This window comes from Streptomyces sp. NPDC052396 (assembly GCF_044593195.1).
Classification (GTDB): Bacteria; Actinomycetota; Actinomycetes; order Streptomycetales; family Streptomycetaceae; genus Streptomyces.
Genome location: NZ_JBIUAW010000002.1, coordinates 451713 through 472426, shown reverse-complemented (window position 1 = coordinate 472426; position 20714 = coordinate 451713). Strand labels below are relative to the sequence as shown.

Below are 20714 nucleotides of genomic sequence, written 5' to 3'. Positions count from 1 at the left end.
GCGATCACCCGCCAGACCCGGCAACCAATGGATGCGCAACCGTGATGTGCGGAAGGGGATTCCGTTATCCGGACAAGTCCTAGTGGGAAGGCTGGTGCGGATAGCCATAACCGGGCACCGGCACGGCTCCGCCGTGCCCCTGCCGGTCGTAGAAGGGAGCGGCGTTGACCCGCATCCACATCACCACCGGGTCATAGTCGTCCGACATCGCCACGGTGGACACCGGCACCCCGTCCGGCACCGCGTCAATCGCCTGACGCATCATCAACTGCACGGCTTCCACGGTGGCTTGGGAGCCGTCGTACAGATCCAGCCCAATGGCCAGGTACGGGGCGCCCAGCGCCGGACGCACCCAGGCGCGGCGCAGCGCCCGCACCGCCGGGGTGCGCTGGGCGTGCTGGGTGAGCAGGGCGTAGAACCGCCCGGCGTCCCCGGTCTCGGTGGTGGGTTCGCTCAACTGCAGCGGCCCGGCGGGCAGCCGGTCCAGGCCGCCGGCGATACGGCGCAGATCGAGCCAGGGGATGCCCACTCCGCCGCCCGGGGCGTGCGGGTTGAGCCACAGGCCCCAGTGGCCGGGATAGAGCGAGGCGGCCAGCCGGCGGCCGGGGACGACCTCATGGGCGCGGTTCCAGCCGCTGGCGGCCAGTTCGGCGGCGGAGGTGACACAGGGGGCGTAACCCAGGCCGTCCACCTCCATGTTGCCGTACTGGGCGTCCGGGGAGCCGGCCTGGCCGTGCCACAGCAGCAGCCACAGCCGGTCCTCGGCTATGGCGTGCAGCAGTGCCTCATAGGTCTCGTACCGCCCGGGCGCCACTTGGCGCAGCACCTGCTCCACGCCGCCCTCCGCGCCCGCGCTCACCTGATTCCGCCTCTTCTTCCGGCCGTTTCCGGGTCCCTCGGCCCCGTCCGGGCCGTTGAGTCCCTCCAGCTTACGAGGCGTGCGCTGCCTGTGGCGCGGTCACCGGTCACGGTCGTAGAACGGACGGACCCGGCCCAGCAGCCACTCCGCGACCGGGTCCTGGGCCACATCCAGAAAGACCAGTTGCACCGGCCAGGGCACCGGGGCCGCGCCCAGGGCCCGGCCCACCGCCTCCAGGGCGGCGGCCCGGGAGGCGTCGTCGGGCAGGTCGAGTTCGACGCCGACGAACAGCGCGGGCGCCTCGCACTCGACCTCGGCCAGCGCCCGGCGGGCGGTGCGCACCATCTGGATGCCGGCGAACTCCAGCCCGGCGGCGGCCAGGAAGCCGGTGGGCTCCTCCTGCCAGTCGGGCTCGCGCAGCCGCACCCGGCCGCCGTTGGGCTCGCCGGGCAGCCGTACCCGGCCGGCCCGGCACAGCTCGGCCACGGCGGCCGGCGGCAGGGGCACGGTGACCGTTCCCTCGTGATTGACCACGATGCCGACCTGCGGGGGCAGCCCGCGGGCGAACTCCACGGCGGGGGCGACCGCATAGGGCATCTGCTCACCGGCCACCCGCCGGAACTCCTGCTCGGAGCTGAACACCGGGACAAAGGCGGCACCGCCGAGTTCCACGGTGGGCAGGTCCAGTTCACGGCTGTCCGGTCCGCCGCCGCCCGGCAGGGGTATCCACAGATGGGCGCGGCCGAGGGCGTCGACGATGCGCGGGCCGGCGTCGGGCGCGCCGACGGCTGCCGCGAACGTCCGCTCCAGTTCGTTCCCCGGCCAAGTCATCGCTGTCCCACCCCGTGCGCGTTGTTGCGTTCAGACGCCCGCACGATAACGGATGCCGCGCCCCCCAAGGGGCGCGGGACGGCTGCACCATGCGGTTCCGCCGCGTGGACGCGGCCGGCCCCACCCACCCGCGGCCAAATTCACAACGCACAGACGATCCATGGGCCACCCATACGTGCAATGATGTGCGCGCCAACCGGCACAACTGCATACCGGCCGCTCGAATCCGCGCGGGAGAGTCCCGGGTCGCACCGGGCGCCGAAGGAGCAAGTCCCTCCCTTGAATCTCTCAGGCCCCGTACCGCGTGCGATGAGGCAGATCTGAAAAGCGGGCCGCCTGCGCGGCCCCACCCAAGGTGCAAGCCGAGGCCCCCGGGCTCTTGGTGAACCTCTCAGGTTCCGATGACAGATGGGGAGGCCGATCCTCGCGACGTCTGCCCGGGAGCCCGATGATGACCGCTGTCCCCCGCCGCACTGCCCTTGACGCGCTGCACCGCGCGCTGGGCGCCACCATGACCGACTTCGCCGGCTGGGAGATGCCGCTGCGCTACGGCAGCGAGCGCGATGAGCACCAGGCGGTACGCACCCGCGCCGGGCTCTTCGACCTCTCGCACATGGGCGAGATCACCCTCACCGGCCCGCAGGCCGGCGAGGCCCTGGATCACGCCCTGGTCGGCCACCTCTCCGTGCTGGCCGTGGGCCGCGCCCGCTACACCATGATCTGCGACGAGCGCGGCGGCATCCTGGACGACCTGATCGTCTACCGCCTGGGCGAGCAGGAGTTCATGGTGGTGGCCAACGCCTCCAACGCCCAGACCGTGCTGGACGCCCTCACCGAGCGCGCCGCCGGCTTCGACGCCGCTGTCCGTGACGACCGCGAGAACTACGCGCTGATCGCCGTCCAGGGCCCGGCCTCCCCCGCCATCGTCAAGTCGCTCACCGACGCCGATCTGGACGGCCTGAAGTACTACGCGGGCCTGCCCGGCACCGTGGCGGGCGTGGACGCGCTGATCGCCCGCACCGGCTACACCGGCGAGGACGGCTTCGAGCTGTTTGTCTCCCCGGCCGACGCCGAGAAGCTCTGGCAGGCACTGACCGAGGCGGGCGCCGAGGCCGGTCTGGCGCCCTGCGGGCTGTCCTGCCGGGACACCCTGCGCCTGGAGGCGGGCATGCCGCTGTACGGGAATGAGCTGACCACCGCCACCACGCCCTTCGACGCGGGCCTGGGCCGGGTGGTGAAGTTCGACAAGCCCGGCGACTTCGTGGGCAGGGCGGCGCTCCAGGAGGCCGCCGAGCGGGCCGAGACGGCCCCGCCGCGCAAGCTGGTCGGCCTGGTGGCGGACGGCCGCCGCGTTCCGCGCGCCGGATATCAGGTAGTCGCGGGCGGCGAGATCATCGGTGAGGTGACCTCCGGCGCCCCCTCCCCCACCCTCGGCAAGCCCATCGCCATCGCCTATGTGGACGCGGCCCACGCGGCGCCCGGCACCGAGGGCGTGGCGGTGGACATCCGCGGCAGCCACGAGCCGTACCAGGTGGTGGCCCTGCCCTTCTACAAGCGTTCGCGCTGACCCCAGGCCAAGCCCCGTTCACCAGCACACCCGCACGTACAGGAGAATCAACCCATGAGCAACCCCCAGCAGCTGCGCTACAGCAAGGAGCACGAGTGGCTGTCGGCCGCCGACGAGAACGGCGTCGCCACGGTCGGTATCACCGAGTTCGCGGCCAACTCGCTCGGTGACGTGGTCTACGCCCAGCTCCCCGCGGTGGGCGACACGGTCACCGCGGGCGAGACCTGTGGCGAGCTGGAGTCCACCAAGTCGGTCAGCGACCTCTACTCCCCCGTCACGGGCGAGGTGGTCGCGGCCAACCAGGACGTGGTGGACGACCCGGCGCTGGTGAACTCCGCCCCCTTCGAGGGCGGCTGGCTGTTCAAGGTGAAGGTCACCGACGAGCCGGCGGACCTCCTCTCCGCCGACGAGTACACCGACTTCGCCGGCTGATTCCGTCCGCCTCCCGCCCAGGAAGTCCAGGAAGAACTCATGTCTCTGCTGAACAGCTCCCTCCATGAGCTCGACCCCGACGTCGCCGCCGCTGTCGACGCCGAACTCCACCGCCAGCAGTCCACCCTCGAGATGATCGCCTCGGAGAACTTCGCTCCGGTCGCGGTCATGGAGGCCCAGGGCTCGGTCCTCACCAACAAGTACGCCGAGGGCTACCCGGGCCGCCGCTACTACGGCGGTTGCGAGCACGTCGACGTCGTCGAGCAGATCGCCATCGACCGGATCAAGGCGCTGTTCGGCGCCGAGCACGCGAACGTCCAGCCGCACTCCGGCGCCCAGGCCAACGCGGCCGCCATGTTCGCCCTGCTCTCCCCCGGTGACACCATCCTGGGTCTGAACCTCGCCCACGGCGGGCACCTCACCCATGGCATGAAGATCAACTTCTCCGGCAAGCTCTACAACGTGGTCGCCTACCACGTGGACGAGAAGACCAACCTGGTCGACATGGAGGAGGTCGAGCGGCTCGCCAAGGAGCACCGCCCGAAGCTGATCGTGGCCGGCTGGTCCGCCTACCCGCGCCAGCTGGACTTCGCCGCCTTCCGCCGGATCGCGGACGAGGTGGGCGCCTACCTGATGGTGGACATGGCCCACTTCGCGGGTCTGGTGGCCGCCGGGCTGCACCCCTCCCCGGTGCCGCACGCCCATGTGGTGACCACCACCACCCACAAGACCCTGGGCGGCCCGCGCGGCGGTGTGATCCTGTCCACCGCCGAACTGGCCAAGAAGATCAACTCCGCGGTCTTCCCCGGTCAGCAGGGTGGTCCGCTGGAGCATGTGATCGCCGCCAAGGCGGTCGCCTTCAAGGTCGCGGCCACCGAGGAGTTCAAGGACCGCCAGCGCCGCACCCTGGAGGGCGCCCGGATCCTGGCCGAGCGCCTGGTCCAGGACGACGCCAAGGAGGCCGGCGTCTCCGTGCTGTCCGGCGGCACCGACGTCCACCTGGTCCTGGTCGACCTGCGCAACAGCGAGCTGGACGGCCAGCAGGCGGAGGACCGCCTCCACGAGGTCGGCATCACCGTCAACCGCAACGCCATCCCCAACGACCCGCGCCCCCCGATGATCACCTCGGGTCTGCGCATCGGGACCCCGGCGCTGGCCACCCGCGGCTTCCAGGCGGAGGACTTCCGCGAGGTCGCCGACATCATCGCCGAGGCGCTCAAGCCGGCCTATGACGCGGTGGCGCTGCGCGCCCGGGTCACGGCGCTGGCCGACAAGCACCCGCTGTACCCCGGCCTGAAGTAACCCCGGGTTAACCCTCCGGTACGGGGCATCACGCACACTGACAGGTGGGCGGGGTGCCCCGTATCACGGCCGCCCAACGGCATAAATCCGCCCGCATCACGCACACTGAAGTGCGGGCACTCCCTCCCCTCCCCGCACCACCCCCGATTTCGCAAGGAGCTGCCACCGTGGCCATCTCCGTATTCGATCTGTTCTCGATCGGCATAGGCCCGTCCAGCTCCCACACGGTGGGTCCGATGCGGGCGGCGCGCATGTTCGTAGGACGCCTGAAGAACGAGGGCCTGCTGGCCCACACCGCCTCGGTGCGCGCCGAGCTCTTCGGCTCGCTGGGCGCCACCGGCCACGGCCATGGCACCCCCAAGGCCGTGCTGCTGGGCCTGGAAGGCCACTCCCCGCGCACCGTCGATGTGGAGACCGCCGACGACGAGGTGGAGCGCATCCGCACCACCAAGCGCCTCCGGCTCCTGGGCACCGAGATCGGCTCCGCCCACGAGATCGACTTCGATGAGTCCACCCAGCTGATCCTGCACCGCCGCCGCGCCCTGCCGTACCACGCCAACGGCATGACGCTGTTCGCCTACGACGAGGCCGGCGCGCCCCTGCTGGAGAAGACCTACTACTCGGTCGGCGGCGGCTTCGTGGTCGACGAGGACGCGGTGGGCCAGGACCGCATCGTCCTGGACGACACCGTCCTGAAGTACCCCTTCCGCACCGGTGACGAGCTGCTGCGGCTCTCCCGGGAGACCGGCCTGTCGATCTCCGCGCTGATGCTGGAGAACGAGAAGGCCTGGCGCACCGAGACCGAGATCCGCGAGGGTCTGCTGGAGATCTGGCGCGTGATGCAGGCCTGTGTCACCCGCGGCATGTCCCGCGAGGGCATCCTCCCCGGCGGCCTCAAGGTCCGCCGCCGCGCGGCCACTTCGGCCCGCCAGCTGCGCGCCGAGGGCGACCCGCAGGCCCGTGCCATGGAGTGGATCACCATCTACGCCATGGCGGTCAACGAGGAGAACGCGGCCGGCGGCCGGGTGGTGACCGCCCCCACCAATGGCGCCGCCGGCATCATCCCGGCCGTGCTGCACTACTACATGAACTTTGTGCCCGGCGCCGACGAGGACGGCATCGTCCGCTTCCTGCTGGCCGCGGGTGCCATCGGCATGCTCTTCAAGGAAAACGCCTCCATCTCGGGCGCCGAGGTCGGCTGCCAGGGCGAGGTGGGCTCGGCCTGCTCGATGGCCTCCGGCGGCCTGGCCGAGGTGCTCGGCGGCACCCCGGAGCAGGTGGAGAACGCGGCCGAGATCGGCATGGAGCACAACCTGGGCCTGACCTGCGACCCGGTCGGCGGCCTGGTGCAGATCCCGTGCATCGAGCGCAATGGCATGGCCGCCGCCAAGGCCGTCACCGCGGCCCGGATGGCCCTGCGCGGCGACGGCCGCCACCATGTCTCCCTGGACAAGGTCATCAAGACCATGAAGGAGACCGGCGCCGATATGAAGGTCAAGTACAAGGAGACGGCGCGCGGCGGCCTGGCCGTCAACGTCATCGAGTGCTGAGCTCGCCGCCCCCGGCCACCGGATGGGCCGGCCCCTGGGCGGCCAGGTGGATGTCACCGCCGGTCTGCGGCGGGGTGGTGGCCAGATAGACCACCAGGCGTTCGGGCATGCCCCGGCCCTCGGCCGGGGCCAGTTCCACCCGGTGGTCATGGCCCCGGAAGCGGCTGGCGAGCACCCGGGCCCGTACCGTGTGCGGCCCGGGTCCGGCGGCCGGGCGCAGCTGGTGGGGGCGCAGCAGCACGGTGCCCCGGTCGGTGGCGCCGGTTTCCTCGGTCAGCGGCAGCGGGCCGAAGGCGGTGCTGGCGTGCCCGTCGGCGAACTCGGCGGGCAGCAGATTGGCCTCGCCCAGGGTCTGGGCGATGCCCGCGTCGGCCGGCCGGTGGTAGAGGGTGTGCGGGGTGCCGGCCTGGGCGACCCGGCCGTCCCGCAGCACGGCGATCACATCGGCGAAGGCCAGCGCCTCGTCCACATCATGGGTGACCAGGACGGCGGTGGCGCCCGCCCGGCGCAGGGTGGCGGCTATCTCGGCGCGCAGTTCGGTGCGCAGCGCCGCGTCCAGGGCGGCGAAGGGCTCGTCCAGCAGCAGCAGTTGGGGCTCGGGGGCCAGGGCGCGGGCCAGCGCGACGCGCTGCTGCTGCCCGCCGGAGAGCTGGTGCGGGTGGCGGTCGGCCAGCCCGTCGAGCCCGACCAGGGCCAGCATCTCCCGGACGCGCTGCGGCCGTTGGCGGCGGGGCAGGCCGAAGCCGATGTTGGCGGCGACGGTCAGATGCGGGAACAGCGCCCCGTCCTGCGGCACATAGCCGATGCGCCGGCGCTCGGCGGGGATCCGGGAGCGCTGGTCGTCCAGGACCCGGCCGCGCAGGGTGACCCGGCCGCCGGTGGCCGGATGGAAGCCGGCGACGATCCGCAGCAGGGTGCTCTTGCCGCAGCCGGAGGGTCCCAGCACACAGGCCAGCGCCCCGTCCTCGACGGTCAGGTCGAGGCCGGTCAGCACCGGGGTGCGGCCGTGGACCGCGTGCAGTTGCTCGATCGACAGGCCCGGCTGGCCGCTCATCTGGTCTCTCCGTGGCTGTTGGCGGGGTGGGGGCCGAAGGTGCGGCGGGTGAGGATCAGCACGGCGGGCACCGACAGGGCGACCATCACCGCGGCGTAGGGGGCGGCGGCTCCGTAGGACAGGCCGGTGGTGTAGGCCCAGAAGCGGGTGGCCAGGGTCTCGGTGCCGGTGGGGCGCAGCAGCAGGGTGGCGGTCAGTTCGGTGCTGGCGGTCAGGGCGACCATGGCGCAGGCCGCGCCCAGGCCGGGCAGGATCAGCGGCAGGGTGACCCGGGCCAGTACCGCAGCGCGGCGCACGCCCAGGGAGCGCGCCGCCTCCTCGACTCCCCGCGGTACCCGGGCGAGTGAGGCGCGCACCGAGGTCAGGGCCAGCGGGAAGAACAGCACCACATAGCCGGCCACCAGCAACGGCGGCTGCTGGTAGAGGGGTTGGGCGTAGCGGATGGCGAAGTAGACCACCGACAGGGCGACGGCGATGCCGGGCAGCGCCCGGGTCAGATAGGCGGCGTGGGCCACGGCGCGGGCGGTGCGGGTGGGGCGCCGCCAGGAGTAGAGGGCCACCGGCACCGCCACCGCGGTGGCCACGGCCGCCGCGGTCAGCGCATAGCCGAGGGTGGTGGCGGTGGCGCCGAGGATGGATGCGGAGGGCAGGGTGCTGGAGCTGCCGGCCAGCAGCCAGTGGACCAGGGCGTACACCGGCACCCCGAGCGTCACTCCCACCATGGCGGCCAGCCCCAGCAGGGCGGGGGCCGTCCAGCGGCCCAGGGCCAGCGGGGCGCAGCGGCGGCCGGTGTCGCCCTCGCGCACCACGCGTCCGCGCCGGGCGGCCCGGGCGTCCAGGGTGACGAGCAGCAGTGCCAGGGCGACCAGGACCAGGGTCAGCAGGCTGGCCGAGGCGATGTCGAAGCTGGTCTGGTACTCGGTGAACACGGCGGTGGCAAAGGTGGTGTAGCGGAGCATGGCGAACGCCCCGTATTCGCCCAGCAGATAGAGCGACACCAGCAGGGCGCCGCCGGCCAGCGCGGGGCGGGTCAGCGGCAGGGTCACCCGCCACAGGATGGCCGCCCGGCCGCGGCCCAGGCTGCGGGCCACCTCCTCGGCGGAGGCGTCGCCGTGCCGCAGGGCGGCGGCCACCGGGAGGAACACCAGCGGGTAGAGCGAGGAGGCCATCACCAGCACCGCGCCCCAGTAGCCCTGCACCTGGGGGAAGAGCGAGACCCAGCAGTAGCCGTGGACGAACTCCGGTACCGCCAGCGGCATCGCCAGGGCCACGGTCCAGGCCCGGCGGCCGGGCAGGTCGGTGCGTTCCACCAGGTAGGCGGCGGTGAATCCAAGGACCAGGGTGATGGCGGTGACCATGGTGGTCAGGGCGACGGTGTGCCACAACAGGGTGCCCACCAGGGGGCGGGCCAGCAGCCGGTGCAGGGTGTCGCCGCCCGCCTGGGCGGCCTGGAGCGCCACAAACGCCAGCGGGGAGGCCACCAGCAGGGCGATCAGGCCCGCCGTCAGGGGCAGCGGGCCGGGGAACCGGCGCGGGAGCCTCACAGCAGGCCGGTGGACTTGAGCAGGTCCAGCGCGTCCTTGCCGTCGCCGAGCTCGGCCGCCCGGGCGACCGGGCCGGAGTCCGCCAGCGCCCGGCTGACCTTGGTGTTCTTCACACCGGCCAGGAGCGGGTACTCATAGCTCTCCGAGCCGGCGATGATCTGCTGGGCCGGCTTGGAGACCAGGTAGGACAGGAACGCCTGGGCCGCCGCCTTGTGCTTGCTGTGGGAGAGGGCCGCGGCGCCGGAGACGTCCACCAGCGCGCCGGGGTCGCCCTGCTTGAAGTAGCCCAGTGCGCTCCTGGTCTTGGCGGCGCCCTGCTCGTCGCGCAGCCGGTACCAGTAGTAGTGGTCGATGACTCCGCCCTCGACCTCGCCCCGGTTCACGGCGGCGACCAGGTCCTCATTGCTGCCGTAGACCTTGCTGTTGGCCTTGAGGCCCTCGAGCCAGCTCTTGGCGCCGTCCTTGCCCAGGCTCTTGATCATCCTGGTGACGATCGGGGTGAAGTCGGTCTCGCTGGGCGCGACGCCCAGCTTCCCCTTCCAGGCCGGGTCGGCCAAGTCCTTGACGGACTGCGGGACTTGGGAGCCCTTGAGCTTGCCGGTGTCATAGACGAACGCGGCCTCGCGTGCCGAGACGCCCACCCAGTCACCCTTGGCCGAGCTGTCCTCGGCCGGCACGGCGGACAGGGTGGGGGTGTCGGTTTTGGCCAGCAGCCCCTTGTCCTCCAGCGTGGTCAGCGCGGGCGGGTTCTCCGCGAAGAACACATCCGCCGGGGAGGCCGGGCCCTCGGTGAGCAGCTGGTTGGCCAGTTCCGCCTCGTCGCCCGAGCGGACCTTGGCGGTGATCCCGGTCCGTGCCTTGAAGTCCTTCACCAGCGCGCTGACGGTCTGCTCGTGCTGGCCGCTGTAGACGGTGATGGTCTGCCCCTTGAGCGAACCGCCGGACGCGGCCGAGGAGTCGCCGGAGTCCTGCGAGCCGCCGCATCCGGCCAGCGCCAGGGCCGACAGCGAGACCATCACCGACAGCGCGGCACACCGCCGTGCGGAGCGCCGGGAAATGACAGACATGGGGGACCTCCGAGCCGTGCCGGGACACCTGCCCGAGCCAATGAAGCAAGGCGCACCTTACTTAGGTGAGGCTCGCCTGCAAACCTGCCCGTCAAGCATCAACACGACTGGTTTTCGGCCGTTTTCCGCCCGACAAGTCGGAATTTGCCCGGCATCGGTGGCCGATATTTGACCCTCCCATGGCCGGCTCGTGGCGGAGTCGACACCGCCGGAGGACCCAAAGGTTTACCCAAGCGTGACGGCCCGGCTCCGGCCACTCCCCCGCAGCCGCCTAGGAGCGGGTCTCCCGGCGCACCCAGGCCAGATAGTCCGCGCTGCCGGCCGTGATCGGGGTGGCGATGATCTCCGGCACGTCATAGGGGTGCTCGGCCTTGAGATGCGCCTCCAGCTCCGCGTACCGCGCCTCGGTGGTCTTGTAGTGCAGGCGCCACTCGGTGTCGGTACGGATCTTGCGCTGCCACTGGTAGACGCTGGTGATCGGCCCGTCGATCTGGGCACACGCGGCGAGCCGGCGTTCGATGGCGGTGGCGGCGAGGTGGCGGGCCGACTCCTCGCTGTCGGTGGTGGTCGTCACCGCGATGTACTGGATGGCCTCGGGCATGGCGCCGACCGTACCGCAGCGGGCCGGAGGCGTTGTCAGTGGTGACGCGTAGGCTCCTTGACATGAGCCACGCAGACCTGCGCGAACTCCGCGGTGCGCTGCACACCGCCTCGGACATCGCCTTCGCCCTCGATGCCACCGCCCCCTCGCCCCAGGAGAGCGAGCAACTGGTGGACGCCCTGCAGCGGGCGCTGGCGGCGGCCCACGCACTGGGCGCGGGGCACGGCGCCACCGGCTGCGCCCGGCACCCCAGGGGCGCGGTCGACCCCCTCTACGGGGACAAGGAGGACCCGCTGCCGCCCGGCTGGGGCCGGTGCCTGCTGTGCAACGACGCCCGCCGCCGGGCGAACGCCCAGCGGCGCGGCGGGCGCTGACCGGCCCCGCTCAGGCGGCGTTCACCAGGCGCAGATAGCGGTCCCAGTCCCAGTAGGGGCCGGGGTCATGATGCGTGGAACCCGGCACCTCGACATGGCCGATGATGCGCTCCCGGGTTCTGGGGATGCCGTACCGGTCACAGACGGCGGCCGTCAGCGCCGCCGAGGAGTGGTACATCTCCTCGGTGAAGTACTCGGGCCGGTCGATCCAGCCCTCGTGCTCGATGCCGATGCTGCGGGTGTTGTAGTCCCAGTTGCCCGCATGCCAGGCGATGTCCCGCTCTCTTACGAACTGCCCGATATAGCCGTCGGCGGAGGCCACCATGTAGTGCGCCGAGACCCTGGCATGCGGGTTCTCGAAGATCCGCATGGCATCCGGAAAGGTCTCCTGGGTCACATGGATCACCACAAAGTCGACCGGGTAGGCGCCGGGCCGGCCGGAGACCGTGAAGTTGGCGCTGCTGGCCGGTATCCAGTGGGTGGGCGGATAGGACTCCGGCGTCGCGGGGAAGGTGTGCTCGGTCTCGTCCACGGGGACCTCCGAAGGCTGTGTAGGACGAGGACATGACACCGGGGCCGGCGCCACCCTGCAAGCACCTCAGCCGGTGATGCATAAAAATAAGAACCATGGTGCGGTTTATTCATGGAAAGCAAGGCGAGTGTTCCATCTCACCTTTGATTACCGAGAGTCATTGCCGGATTTGTCCACTGGTGACGGTAAAGCCGCTTTGGCTCCTCGCGTCCCGTCTGCCATAGTCGGAGGCCGCGACCCCCATTGACCCGGGCAAGGTCGTCCATACGCCGCGAAACACACCCCAATTCTTCGCGGCGTCCCGAAGGGGCCCCCGTTCCGTCCGACATGGACGCATGGGGGCCCTTCGCGCATCAGCGACAAGGCATCAGCGACGGTGCGTCAGCGACAAGGCATCAGCGACCGGGCGTCACCGGCGGGGCCTCAGCGGTCCACCACGCGCATCTCGAACCAGGTGGTCTTGCCACGGGTGAGCAGATCGACCCCCCAGCGGTCCGAGAGCCGGTCCACCAGGAACAGGCCGCGCCCGCTGATATCCGTCTCGCGCACCGGAAGCAGACAGGGCAGCCCTCGCGAGGGATCCCGCACCTCCATCCGCACCCACCCCCGGCGGCGCAGCATCCGCAGCCCGAACCAGCGGGCGCCGGTGTGCCGGATGGCATTGCCCACCAACTCGGACACCAGCAGCACGGCGTACTCGGTCAGCTGCGGCGAGAGTCCCCACTGGCGCAGCGCCACCGCCTGGGTCAGCCGGCGCGCGGCCACCGTGGACTCCGGACAGGAGGGCAGCCGCGCCTCGCCGAGGTGCGGATTGCCGTACCGCTCAAGCGCCCTCAGCGCCAGTCCATCCTCAACGACAGGGGTCCACCGCGCAGGGGCGGTACCCACCCTCTGCCGTGGCCGATCCGTTCCCTCCAGGCCCGCCATGCCCTCCATCATGGCCGCCGGAGAGCCGCCGCGAAGGGGAACGGCGGGATTCAGTGGAGCGGAAGACCCCGTTCCAGGGCACCGTCGCGACATATGCCAGAGGCGTCGTCATCATGGAAATCTCCGGGGTGACCTGCACGGACCATGGGACGCCAAGGCCCTTGGGGCGGACGGGAGAAGGTCAACACAGAGGCGTGCGAAGTCCCCTGGAATTCCCTCACACGTGTATACCCCCAGCCGGTGCCGGGGGTATCCCACCTGGGGTCAACGCCGGCCGGATCAGCTGAACTTGGCCTTGCCCGGACCATCCTCGACAAAGCTGCGCATACCGATCTCACGGTCCTCGGTGGCGAACAGCCCGGCGAACCAGTTCCGTTCGATGGCCAGCCCGGTGTCGATATCGGTCTCCAGGCCGGCGTCCACCGCCTCCTTGGCGGCACGCAGCGCGATGGCGGGACCGGCCGCCAGACGGGCGGCCCAGTCATGCGCCTGGGCGTAGACCTCCTCCGCCGGGACCACCCGGTCCACCAGCCCGATGGCCAGCGCCTCCGCCGCCTTGACCTGACGGCCGGTGAAGATCAGGTCCTTGGCCTTGGACGGGCCGACCAGCCGGGACAGCCGCTGGGTGCCGCCGGCGCCCGGGATCAGGCCGAGCAGGATCTCCGGCTGGCCCAGCTTGGCGTTCTCCGCGGCGATCCGGAAGTCCGCGCACAGCGCCAGCTCACAACCGCCGCCCAGCGCATAGCCGGTGACCGCGGCCACCACCGGCTTGGGGATGCGGGCCACCGCGGTGAAGGCGTCCTGCAGACCCCGGGAGCGGGCCACCATGGCCGCGTGGTCCATCTCCCGCATCTCCTTGATGTCCGCGCCGGCCGCGAACACCTTCTCCCCGCCCCACAGCACCACGGCCCGTACGTCCGCCCGCTGGGAGAGCTCCTCGGCCACCGCGCGCAGCCGGTCCTGGGTGGCGATGTCCAGCGCGTTCATCGGCGGGCGGTCCAGCCGGACGGTGCCCACACCCTCGGCGACCTCAAGATGCACAGTCATGGCAGCAGGTTAGCTGCCGTTAACAGCCAGCGGAACCGGTGCATTTGACGCGCACCGGCACCACCGGTCCCGTTCGTCCCTCAGTTGCCCGCCGTCCACTGGGACCACGGCATGTTCCAGCCGTTGAGCCCGTTGTCCGGCTGGACGGTCCGGTCGGGAGAGTTCTTCACCACCACCACATCGCCGATCAGCGAGTTCTTGTAGAACCAGGCGGCCGGGGTGGACGGGTCGCCGCCCCCGCGCTCGTCGAACAGGCCCACACAGCCGTGGCTGGCGTTCTCCGAGCCGAAAGTGCCTTCGCCCGACCAGTAGTTGCCATGGATGAAGGTGCCGGAGGCGGACAGCCGCATGGCGTGCGGCACGTCCTTGATGTCGTACTCCCCGCCGAAGCCCACGGTGTCCCCGTTCATCCGGGTCACCTCGTACTTCTCGCTGATCACCATCTGGCCGTTGTAGGTGGTGTGTCCGGGGGCTCCGGCCGATATCGGGATGGTCCTGATGACCTTGCCGTCCCGCTGTACGGTCATCTCATGGCTGCGGGTGTCCACCGTGCTGATCTGACTGCGGCCGATGGTGAACTTCACCGTCTTGTCCTGGGTGCCGTAGACACTCTCACGGCCCTGGACGCCGTTCAGATTCATGCTGAGCGTCACCTTGGTGCCGGGCGCCCAGTACTTCTCCGGCCGGAAGTCCAGCCGGTCGTTGCCGAACCAGTGGCTCTTGATCTCCACCGGCGGGTCCGCGGTGACCCTGACCGCCTTCTCCACCGCCCTGGGGTCGGTGATGCCCCGGCTGAAGTCCAGCGACACCGGCATCCCCACCCCCACCTCGCTGCCGTCCTCCGGGGTGAAGTAGGCGACAAAGGTGTTCTTGGGCGTCAGGGTGGTGAAGGCGGCGTGCTTGGCGGACTGCCGCCCGTCCTTGTCCTTGGCCATGGCGTCCACCGTGTACCTGGTGGCGGCGGCCAGATGGCCGGAGGGCTCCCAGGACGAGCCGTCACCGGATATCCGGCCCTCCACCGGGTGCCCCTTGCCGTCGGTGACCTTCACCGAGGTCAGGCTGCCCTGCCGCGCGGTGACCCGCAGCGCCCCGCTGGTGCCCACGTCGTTGGCACCGTCCTTGGGCATGATCGACACCACCGCCTTGGACTCGTCCCCGCCGGCCTTCCCACCAGTGTCGGACGAGCCCCCGCTGCACGCGGCGGTCAGGGCCAGCGCCGTCCCCAGCAGCAGTGCGGCCGGCGCACGGCGGCGCCCACGGCTGTCGGATGTCGGCTGCACGTTCACGACGGTCGTCTCCCCTCGCACGGCCCGCCCCCACACGGTGCCCCCCAAACGGCCTCCCGCGCCAGGGAGTCGGCGAGGCCGCCAGCGCGCCATGCGCGCATGGCGCTAGATAACCATACGCATCGGACATCATTCGCCCCCGCGAATGTCACTGTTCCGTCCCAACCGCCCAAAGGGCCGGGGCACACGGAGCACTCCGGCGTACCGCCTCAGTCCAGCTCGCGCAGCGCCGAACCCGCCCGCCAGGCCGGCCAGGACAGGTTCCAGCCGCCCAGTCCGTTGTCCGCGGTCACCGGCCGGCCGCCCGAGTTGACCACCTCCACCACATCGCCGACCAATGAGCTGTCGTAGAACCAGGCCGCCGGGGTGTCCCGGCCGCCGCCCTGCGCATCGCGCAGCCCGATACAGCCATGGCTGGTGTTCTGGGTGCCGAACACCCCCGGCTTGGCCCAGTAGTTGCCGTGCAGGAAGGTGCCGGAGCCGGTCAGCCGCAGGGCGTGCGGCACATCGCCGATGTCGTACTCGCCGCCGAAGCCCACCGTGTCCCCGTTCATCCGGGTCACCTCGAACTTCTCGCTGATCACCATCTTGCCGAGATAGGTGGGGTTGGCCCGCCCGCCCGCGGTCACCGGCAGCGTCCTCGGCGGTGCGCCGTCACGCACCACGGTCATGGTGTGCGCCGCCGCGTCCACCGTGCTCACCTGGCCGCGCCCCACGGTGAAGGTGACCGTCTTGCGCTGCGCCCCGTACACCCCGGGCGCCCCCCGCACATCGCGCAGCCGCAGGTCCACGGTGATCACGGTGCCCGGCTTCCAGTACTGGCGCGGCCTGAAGTCCAGCCGGGAGGAGCCGAACCAGTGCCCGGCGATCTGGGTCGCCGGCCGGGACCGGACCTGGATGGCGCGCTCCACCGCGGCCCGGTCGCTGATCGGCCGGCTGAAGCCAAAGGAGACGATCATGCCGGTGCCCACCGTGGAGCGCGGCGCGGGCGTCAGATAGCCGATGAACCGGTGCTCCGGCACATAGGTCCGGAACTCCGTGTGCCGGGCGGCCCGGTGGCCCCTGGCGTCCCGGGCCACGGCGTCCACCGTGTAGCGGGCGGCCAGCCCCAGCGGCCCGCCCGACGGCCGCCAGCCGCGCCCGCCGTCCAGGATCCGCCCGTCCACCGGGCGCCGCCCGCTGTCCCAGATCTCGGTGACCCGCACCTGCTCCAGCGTCCCCTCCGACACCCGCACCTCGAACGGGTCGTTGGCCCGGACGTTCTTGGCGCCGTCACCCGGGGTGACCCGGATCAGTTCGGCGGCGGGCCGTTCGTCATCCGTGAGCGTCCGCCCCGGGGCGCCCGGGGCGCACCCCCCGAGCAGGGCCAGTACGGCCAGCACAAACAGCCCGCGCAGGGCGCGCGGAAGCGCAAAAGGTGTCACAACCGTCCCAACGACACGTTTCCTCCCGGGAAACGTCGCTGCACTCCCTTGCTGCAACCGGTCACACGTGTGAGCGCATGCGCACTCTCGCGCTGGAGTGGGAAGAAAGGGGGGACAGGCGACATCGCGGCGTGCCACCCGAAAGCCGCCCGGAGGCGACACGTGCCCAGCGCATCCGAGCAACACATGGAGCAGAGCGTCATCTTCACCACCGGAACGGCGCAACCCCATCCCGGCAGCCCGGCCGAGGTCAATGGACGGGTCCGGCCCCCGGACACCACCGCCTGGCCGGGCTCGCCCGAACCGCTGGGCGCCCGCTTCACGGTGGGGCCCGGCCAGGTGGCCGGCACCAACTTCGCCCTCTGGGCGGGCGGCGCGGAGGCCGTCGAACTCTGCCTGTTCACCGAGGACGAGTCCGGCGCCCTGCGGGAAACCCGCCATGAACTGCGGGAGTTGACCCATGAGGTGTGGCACGGCTTCCTGCCCGGGGTACTGCCCGGGCAGCGCTACGGCTACCGGGTGCACGGCCGCTGGGACCCCTGGACCGGCGCCCGCTGGAACCCCGCCAAGCTGCTGCTGGACCCCTACGCCCGGGCGGTGGACGGCGACTTCACCATGCCCCCGCAGGTCTATGGCCACGTCCGCGACTGGCCGCACCAGCACATCGCCGACACCGTCCGCGACGAACGCGACTCCGCCCCCTTCGTCCCCAAGGGCGTGGTGGTCGCCGACGGCGAACGGGCCTGCGAGACCCGGCCGGCCACCGACTGGGCCGACACCGTCATCTACGAGCTGCATGTCCGCGGCTTCACCCGGCTCAACCCCCAGCTGCCCGAAGCCCTGCGCGGCACCTATGCCGGCCTCGCCCATCCGGCCACCGTGGAGCACCTGGACCGTTTAGGCATAACCGCCGTGGAACTGCTGCCCGTCCACCACTTCGCCCACGAGGACCACCTGCTGCGGCGCGGGCTGCGCAACTACTGGGGCTACAACTCCATCGGCTGGTTCGCCCCGCACGCCGCCTACTCCGCGTCCGGCAGCCGGGGCCAGCAAGTGGGCGAGTTCAAAAGGATGGTGCGCACCCTGCACACCGCCGGCATCGAGGTCATCCTGGACGTGGTCTACAACCACACCGCCGAGGGCGGCGAACTGGGGCCCACCCTCTCGCTGCGCGGCATCGACAACCGGCGCTGCTACCGGCTGCAGGACGACGCCCGCCGCTACGCCGACTTCACCGGCTGCGGCAACACCCTCGACGTCCCGCAGCCCCAGGTGCTGCGGCTGGTCACCGACTCGCTGCGCTACTGGGTGACCGAGATGGGAGTGGACGGCTTCCGCTTCGACCTGGCCTCCGCCCTGGCCCGTACCGCCCATGGCGTGGACGGCCTCTCCCCCTTCCTGTCCGCCCTGGCCCAGGACCCGGTGCTGCGCACCGTGAAACTGATCGCCGAACCCTGGGACCTGGGCCCCGGCGGCTACCGGCTGGGCGGCTTCCCGCCGCCCTGGTCGGAGTGGAACGACCGCTACCGGGACGCGGTGCGCGACTTCTGGCGCGGGGCGCTGCCCGACGTACGCGACCTGGGCTACCGGCTCTCCGGCTCCAGCGACCTCTATGGCTGGGGCGGCCGCCGGCCCTACGCCTCCGTCAACTTCATCACCGCGCACGACGGTTTCACCCTGCGCGACCTGGTGTCCTACGAGCGCAAGCACAACGAGGCCAATGGGGAGGGCAACCGGGACGGCACCGACGCCAACCGCTCGCAGAACTGCGGGGTGGAGGGCGAGACCGACGACCCCCGGGTGGGCGCCCTGCGCCGGCGCCAGATGCGCAACCTGACGGCCACCCTGCTGCTGTCCGCCGGGGTGCCCATGCTGCTGGCCGGCGATGAGATGGGCCGTACCCAGGGCGGCAACAACAATGCCTACTGCCAGGACAACGAGACCGGCTGGGTGGACTGGTCCCTGCTGGAGACCCCCGCCTGGCGCCCGCTGGCCGAGCTCACCAGCCGGCTGCTGGCCCTGCGCCGCGCCCACCCCGTGCTGCGCAGCCACTCCTTCTTCACCGGGCGGCCCGCCGACCAGGACGGTCCCTGCGACCTGGCCTGGTTCACCACCGAGGGCACCGAGATGACCGAGGCCGACTGGTACGCACCCGGGGCCACCCTGGGCATGTACCTTTCCGGCCGGCAGATCACCCGGCGGGCCCCGGACGGCACCCGGATCACCGACGACAGCTTTCTGGCGGTCTTTCACGCCGGTTCCGCGCCGGTCGAGTTCACCCTGCCCGGCCCGCCCTGGGCCGAGGGCTATGAACTGCTGGTGGACACCTCGCGGGAGGACCAGCGCACGCCCCCCGGCGTACGCCGCCGCGCGGGCACCCGGACCATGGTCCCGCCCAGGTCGGTGCTGCTGCTGTCGGCTCTTCAGGCCCCGCCGCCGGAAGCCTCCGGCGGGAAAACCACGTGAGCGTTGTCAGTGGCGAACCGTAGTCTCGCCACTGATGACCGGAACCGAGGAAGAGACGCCATCCGCTGAACGCCGTTCCACCGTGCGCTCGTTGCTGCGCCTGTGGCCCTATGTGCGGCCGGTGCGCGGCAGGTTCCTCGGCGCCATGGCGGTGGCGACCACGGCCTCCGCCCTGGGTCTGGTCATCCCGCTGACCCTGAAGTGGATCGTGGACGGGCCGATCGCGGACCACGATCCCTCCGGGGTGTGGCTCGGCGGGCTGGCCCTGCTGCTGCTGGGCGTGCTGGAGGCGGGGCTGTTCGGCGTCCGCCGGATGATGGTGGCCGGCCCGCTGACCGGGGTGGAGGCCCGGATGCGTGCCGCCCTCTACCGCCGGCTGCAACGGCTGCCGGTCTCCTTCCACGATCAGTGGCCCTCCGGCCAGCTGCTCTCCCGGGGCACCACCGATCTGATGCTGCTGCGCATCTTCCTGGCCTTCGGGGTGACCTTCCTGGTGGTCAACGGGCTGACCATTGTGCTGGGTTTTGTCATCCTGCTGCTCCAGCAGTGGCTGCTGGGCCTGGTGCTGCTGGCCCCTGTGGTGCCGCTGGTGTTCCTCTGCCGCTACTTCGAGGTCCGTTACTCGCTGGCCGCGCGCACCGCCCAGGACCAGGTCGGCGATCTGACCACGGTGGTCGAGGAGAGCGTGCTGGGCATCCGGGTCATCAAGGGATTCGGCCAGCACCGCGGCCAGGAGCGGGCGTTCGCCGCGCTCTCCGGCCGGCTGCGCGGCACCGAGCTGCACAAGGCCCGGCTGCTGGGCTTCCTCTGGGGCCTGATCATGGCGCTGCCGGAGGTGGCCATCGGGGCGGCCCTGGTGCTGGGCGTGGAGCAGGTCGCCGACGACCGGCTGACCGCCGGGGCACTGGTGGCCTTTCTGTCCACCGCGCTGGCGCTGCGCTGGCCGATCGAGTCCATCGGCTTCCTGCTGGCCATCTCCAATGACGCGGCGGCCGCCACCGACCGCTGGACCCAGGTGATGGACGCCCCCCTGCCGCCGGCCGATCCGGCCCCGTCCACCGCCGGCGGCGAGCCGCCGGCCCGGGACGGACTGCGCCTGGAGGGCGTGGAGTTCCGCTACGCCGACGCCCCACCGGACGCCAAGCCGGTGCTGTGCGGCATCGATCTGCATATCCGGCCCGGCGAGACCATGGCCCTGGTCGGCGCCACCGGCAGCGGGAAGACCACCCTGACCGCGCTGATCCCCCGGCTGCACGAGGCCACCGCCGGCCGGATCACCCTGGACGGCCAGGACATCGCCGCCCTCCCCCGGGAGCGGCTGCGCCGCCTGGTGTCGGTGGCCTTCGAGGAGCCCACCCTGTTCTCCGCCACCGCCGGCGAGAACGTCCTGATGGGCACCGATTCGGCCGAGTCGGCCCAGGAGGAAGACCTGATACGGGCGTTGGCGGTCGCCCAGGCCGGGTTTGTCCATGACCTGCCCGAGGGGCACCGCACCCAGGTCGGCGAGCAGGGGCTGAGCCTGTCCGGCGGCCAGCGCCAACGCCTGGCGCTGGCCCGGGCGGTGGTGGGCAGGCCCCGTTTCCTGATCCTGGACGACCCGCTGTCCGCCCTCGATGTGCACACCGAGGCGCTGGTGGAACAGGCCCTGCGCGAGGTGCTGGCCACCACCACCGCCCTGGTGGTCGCACACCGTCCGTCCACCGTGCTGCTCGCCGACCGGGTCGCCCTGCTCTCCGAAGGGCGCATCACCGCGGTGGGCACACACCAGGAATTGCTGCACAGTAACCGGGAGTACGCCCAGCTCATGTCCGGACAGGAGCACCTGCCAGAAGCCGAAGGAGACGTCTGACC

18 protein-coding genes and 1 riboswitch are annotated in these 20714 nt (G+C 71.4%); of the genes, 7 read left to right on the top strand and 11 right to left on the bottom strand.

The genetic code is table 11. The annotated features are described in order from the left end of the window. Positions 1-79 precede the first annotated feature (79 nt). A complete protein-coding gene (locus ACIHFE_RS07220; protein WP_400104814.1) occupies positions 80-859 on the bottom strand; it encodes an enhanced serine sensitivity protein SseB C-terminal domain-containing protein in 780 nt (259 codons plus the stop codon). 99 nt (positions 860-958) lie between these two features. Beyond that, positions 959-1690 carry an enhanced serine sensitivity protein SseB gene (locus ACIHFE_RS07215; protein ID WP_400104813.1) on the bottom strand — a complete coding sequence of 244 codons (732 nt, stop codon included), beginning with the start codon at positions 1688-1690 and terminating at the stop codon, positions 959-961. Positions 1691-1911: 221 nt separating this feature from the next. Next, positions 1912-2003: riboswitch (glycine riboswitch) on the top strand. A 138-nt stretch (positions 2004-2141) separates the two neighbouring features. On the opposite strand from ACIHFE_RS07215, the gene gcvT reads away from it, so the two are divergent. The 4 genes from gcvT (at position 2142) to ACIHFE_RS07195 (ending at position 6541) form a co-directional block, all read left to right on the top strand. After that, complete coding sequence (gene gcvT, locus ACIHFE_RS07210; RefSeq protein WP_400104812.1) at positions 2142-3257, top strand: glycine cleavage system aminomethyltransferase GcvT; 1116 nt, start codon at positions 2142-2144, stop codon at positions 3255-3257. 54 nt (positions 3258-3311) lie between these two features. Continuing rightward, the gene (gcvH, locus tag ACIHFE_RS07205) at positions 3312-3689 is read left to right on the top strand and encodes a glycine cleavage system protein GcvH (RefSeq protein WP_400104811.1); all 378 of its coding nucleotides are present in this window, start codon (positions 3312-3314) and stop codon (positions 3687-3689) included. 39 nt (positions 3690-3728) lie between these two features. Then, positions 3729-4991 (top strand): serine hydroxymethyltransferase, encoded by a 1263-nt coding sequence (gene glyA / locus ACIHFE_RS07200; RefSeq protein WP_400104810.1) that lies wholly within the window; start codon positions 3729-3731, stop codon positions 4989-4991. Between the two features lie 167 nt (positions 4992-5158). Next, positions 5159-6541: an L-serine ammonia-lyase gene (locus tag ACIHFE_RS07195; RefSeq protein WP_400104809.1), complete on the top strand. Its 1383-nt coding sequence runs from the start codon at positions 5159-5161 to the stop codon at positions 6539-6541. Here ACIHFE_RS07195 and ACIHFE_RS07190 read toward each other — a convergent pair. From ACIHFE_RS07190 to cutA, 4 genes are all read right to left on the bottom strand, one after another. Beyond that, positions 6528-7595 carry an ABC transporter ATP-binding protein gene (locus ACIHFE_RS07190; RefSeq protein ID WP_400104808.1) on the bottom strand — a complete coding sequence of 356 codons (1068 nt, stop codon included), beginning with the start codon at positions 7593-7595 and terminating at the stop codon, positions 6528-6530. The two genes, ACIHFE_RS07195 and ACIHFE_RS07190, sit on opposite strands and share 14 nt — an antisense overlap. Beyond that, entirely contained in the window at positions 7592-9139 is a 1548-nt protein-coding gene (locus tag ACIHFE_RS07185) for an ABC transporter permease (protein ID WP_400104807.1), read from the bottom strand. The genes ACIHFE_RS07190 and ACIHFE_RS07185 overlap by 4 nt, the downstream gene beginning before the upstream one ends. Beyond that, positions 9136-10206, bottom strand: coding sequence for an iron ABC transporter substrate-binding protein (locus ACIHFE_RS07180; RefSeq protein ID WP_400104806.1), 1071 nt, complete (start codon positions 10204-10206; stop codon positions 9136-9138). Before ACIHFE_RS07180 ends, ACIHFE_RS07185 begins: the two co-directional genes overlap by 4 nt. A gap of 271 nt (positions 10207-10477) precedes the next feature. Beyond that, complete coding sequence (cutA, locus tag ACIHFE_RS07175) at positions 10478-10807, bottom strand: divalent-cation tolerance protein CutA (RefSeq protein WP_400104805.1); 330 nt, start codon at positions 10805-10807, stop codon at positions 10478-10480. A 62-nt stretch (positions 10808-10869) separates the two neighbouring features. Here cutA and ACIHFE_RS07170 point away from each other — a divergent pair, with 62 nt between their 5' ends. Further along, positions 10870-11181 carry a hypothetical protein gene (locus tag ACIHFE_RS07170; protein ID WP_400104804.1) on the top strand — a complete coding sequence of 104 codons (312 nt, stop codon included), beginning with the start codon at positions 10870-10872 and terminating at the stop codon, positions 11179-11181. Positions 11182-11191: 10 nt separating this feature from the next. On the opposite strand, the gene ACIHFE_RS07165 is transcribed toward ACIHFE_RS07170, so the two are convergent. From ACIHFE_RS07165 to ACIHFE_RS07145, 5 genes are all read right to left on the bottom strand, one after another. Next, positions 11192-11713, bottom strand: a complete 522-nt coding sequence (locus ACIHFE_RS07165) for an N-acetylmuramoyl-L-alanine amidase (protein ID WP_400104803.1) — start codon at positions 11711-11713, stop codon at positions 11192-11194. A gap of 423 nt (positions 11714-12136) precedes the next feature. Beyond that, the gene (locus ACIHFE_RS07160; protein WP_400104802.1) at positions 12137-12652 is read right to left on the bottom strand and encodes an ATP-binding protein; all 516 of its coding nucleotides are present in this window, start codon (positions 12650-12652) and stop codon (positions 12137-12139) included. Positions 12653-12919: 267 nt separating this feature from the next. Then, positions 12920-13687 carry an enoyl-CoA hydratase/isomerase family protein gene (locus ACIHFE_RS07155; RefSeq protein ID WP_400104801.1) on the bottom strand — a complete coding sequence of 256 codons (768 nt, stop codon included), beginning with the start codon at positions 13685-13687 and terminating at the stop codon, positions 12920-12922. 80 nt (positions 13688-13767) lie between these two features. Further along, positions 13768-14973, bottom strand: coding sequence for an Ig-like domain-containing protein (locus ACIHFE_RS07150; RefSeq protein WP_400104800.1), 1206 nt, complete (start codon positions 14971-14973; stop codon positions 13768-13770). Positions 14974-15182: 209 nt separating this feature from the next. Continuing rightward, on the bottom strand, positions 15183-16397 hold the full coding sequence (locus ACIHFE_RS07145; RefSeq protein WP_400104799.1) for an Ig-like domain-containing protein: 1215 nt from the start codon (positions 16395-16397) through the stop codon (positions 15183-15185). Between the two features lie 186 nt (positions 16398-16583). On the opposite strand from ACIHFE_RS07145, the gene glgX reads away from it, so the two are divergent. Together glgX and ACIHFE_RS07135 are read left to right on the top strand one after the other, a co-directional pair. Then, entirely contained in the window at positions 16584-18863 is a 2280-nt protein-coding gene (gene glgX, locus ACIHFE_RS07140) for a glycogen debranching protein GlgX (protein ID WP_400105029.1), read from the top strand. A 34-nt stretch (positions 18864-18897) separates the two neighbouring features. Continuing rightward, positions 18898-20712, top strand: coding sequence for an ABC transporter ATP-binding protein (locus tag ACIHFE_RS07135; RefSeq protein ID WP_400104798.1), 1815 nt, complete (start codon positions 18898-18900; stop codon positions 20710-20712). The last annotated feature ends 2 nt before the right edge of the window (positions 20713-20714 follow it).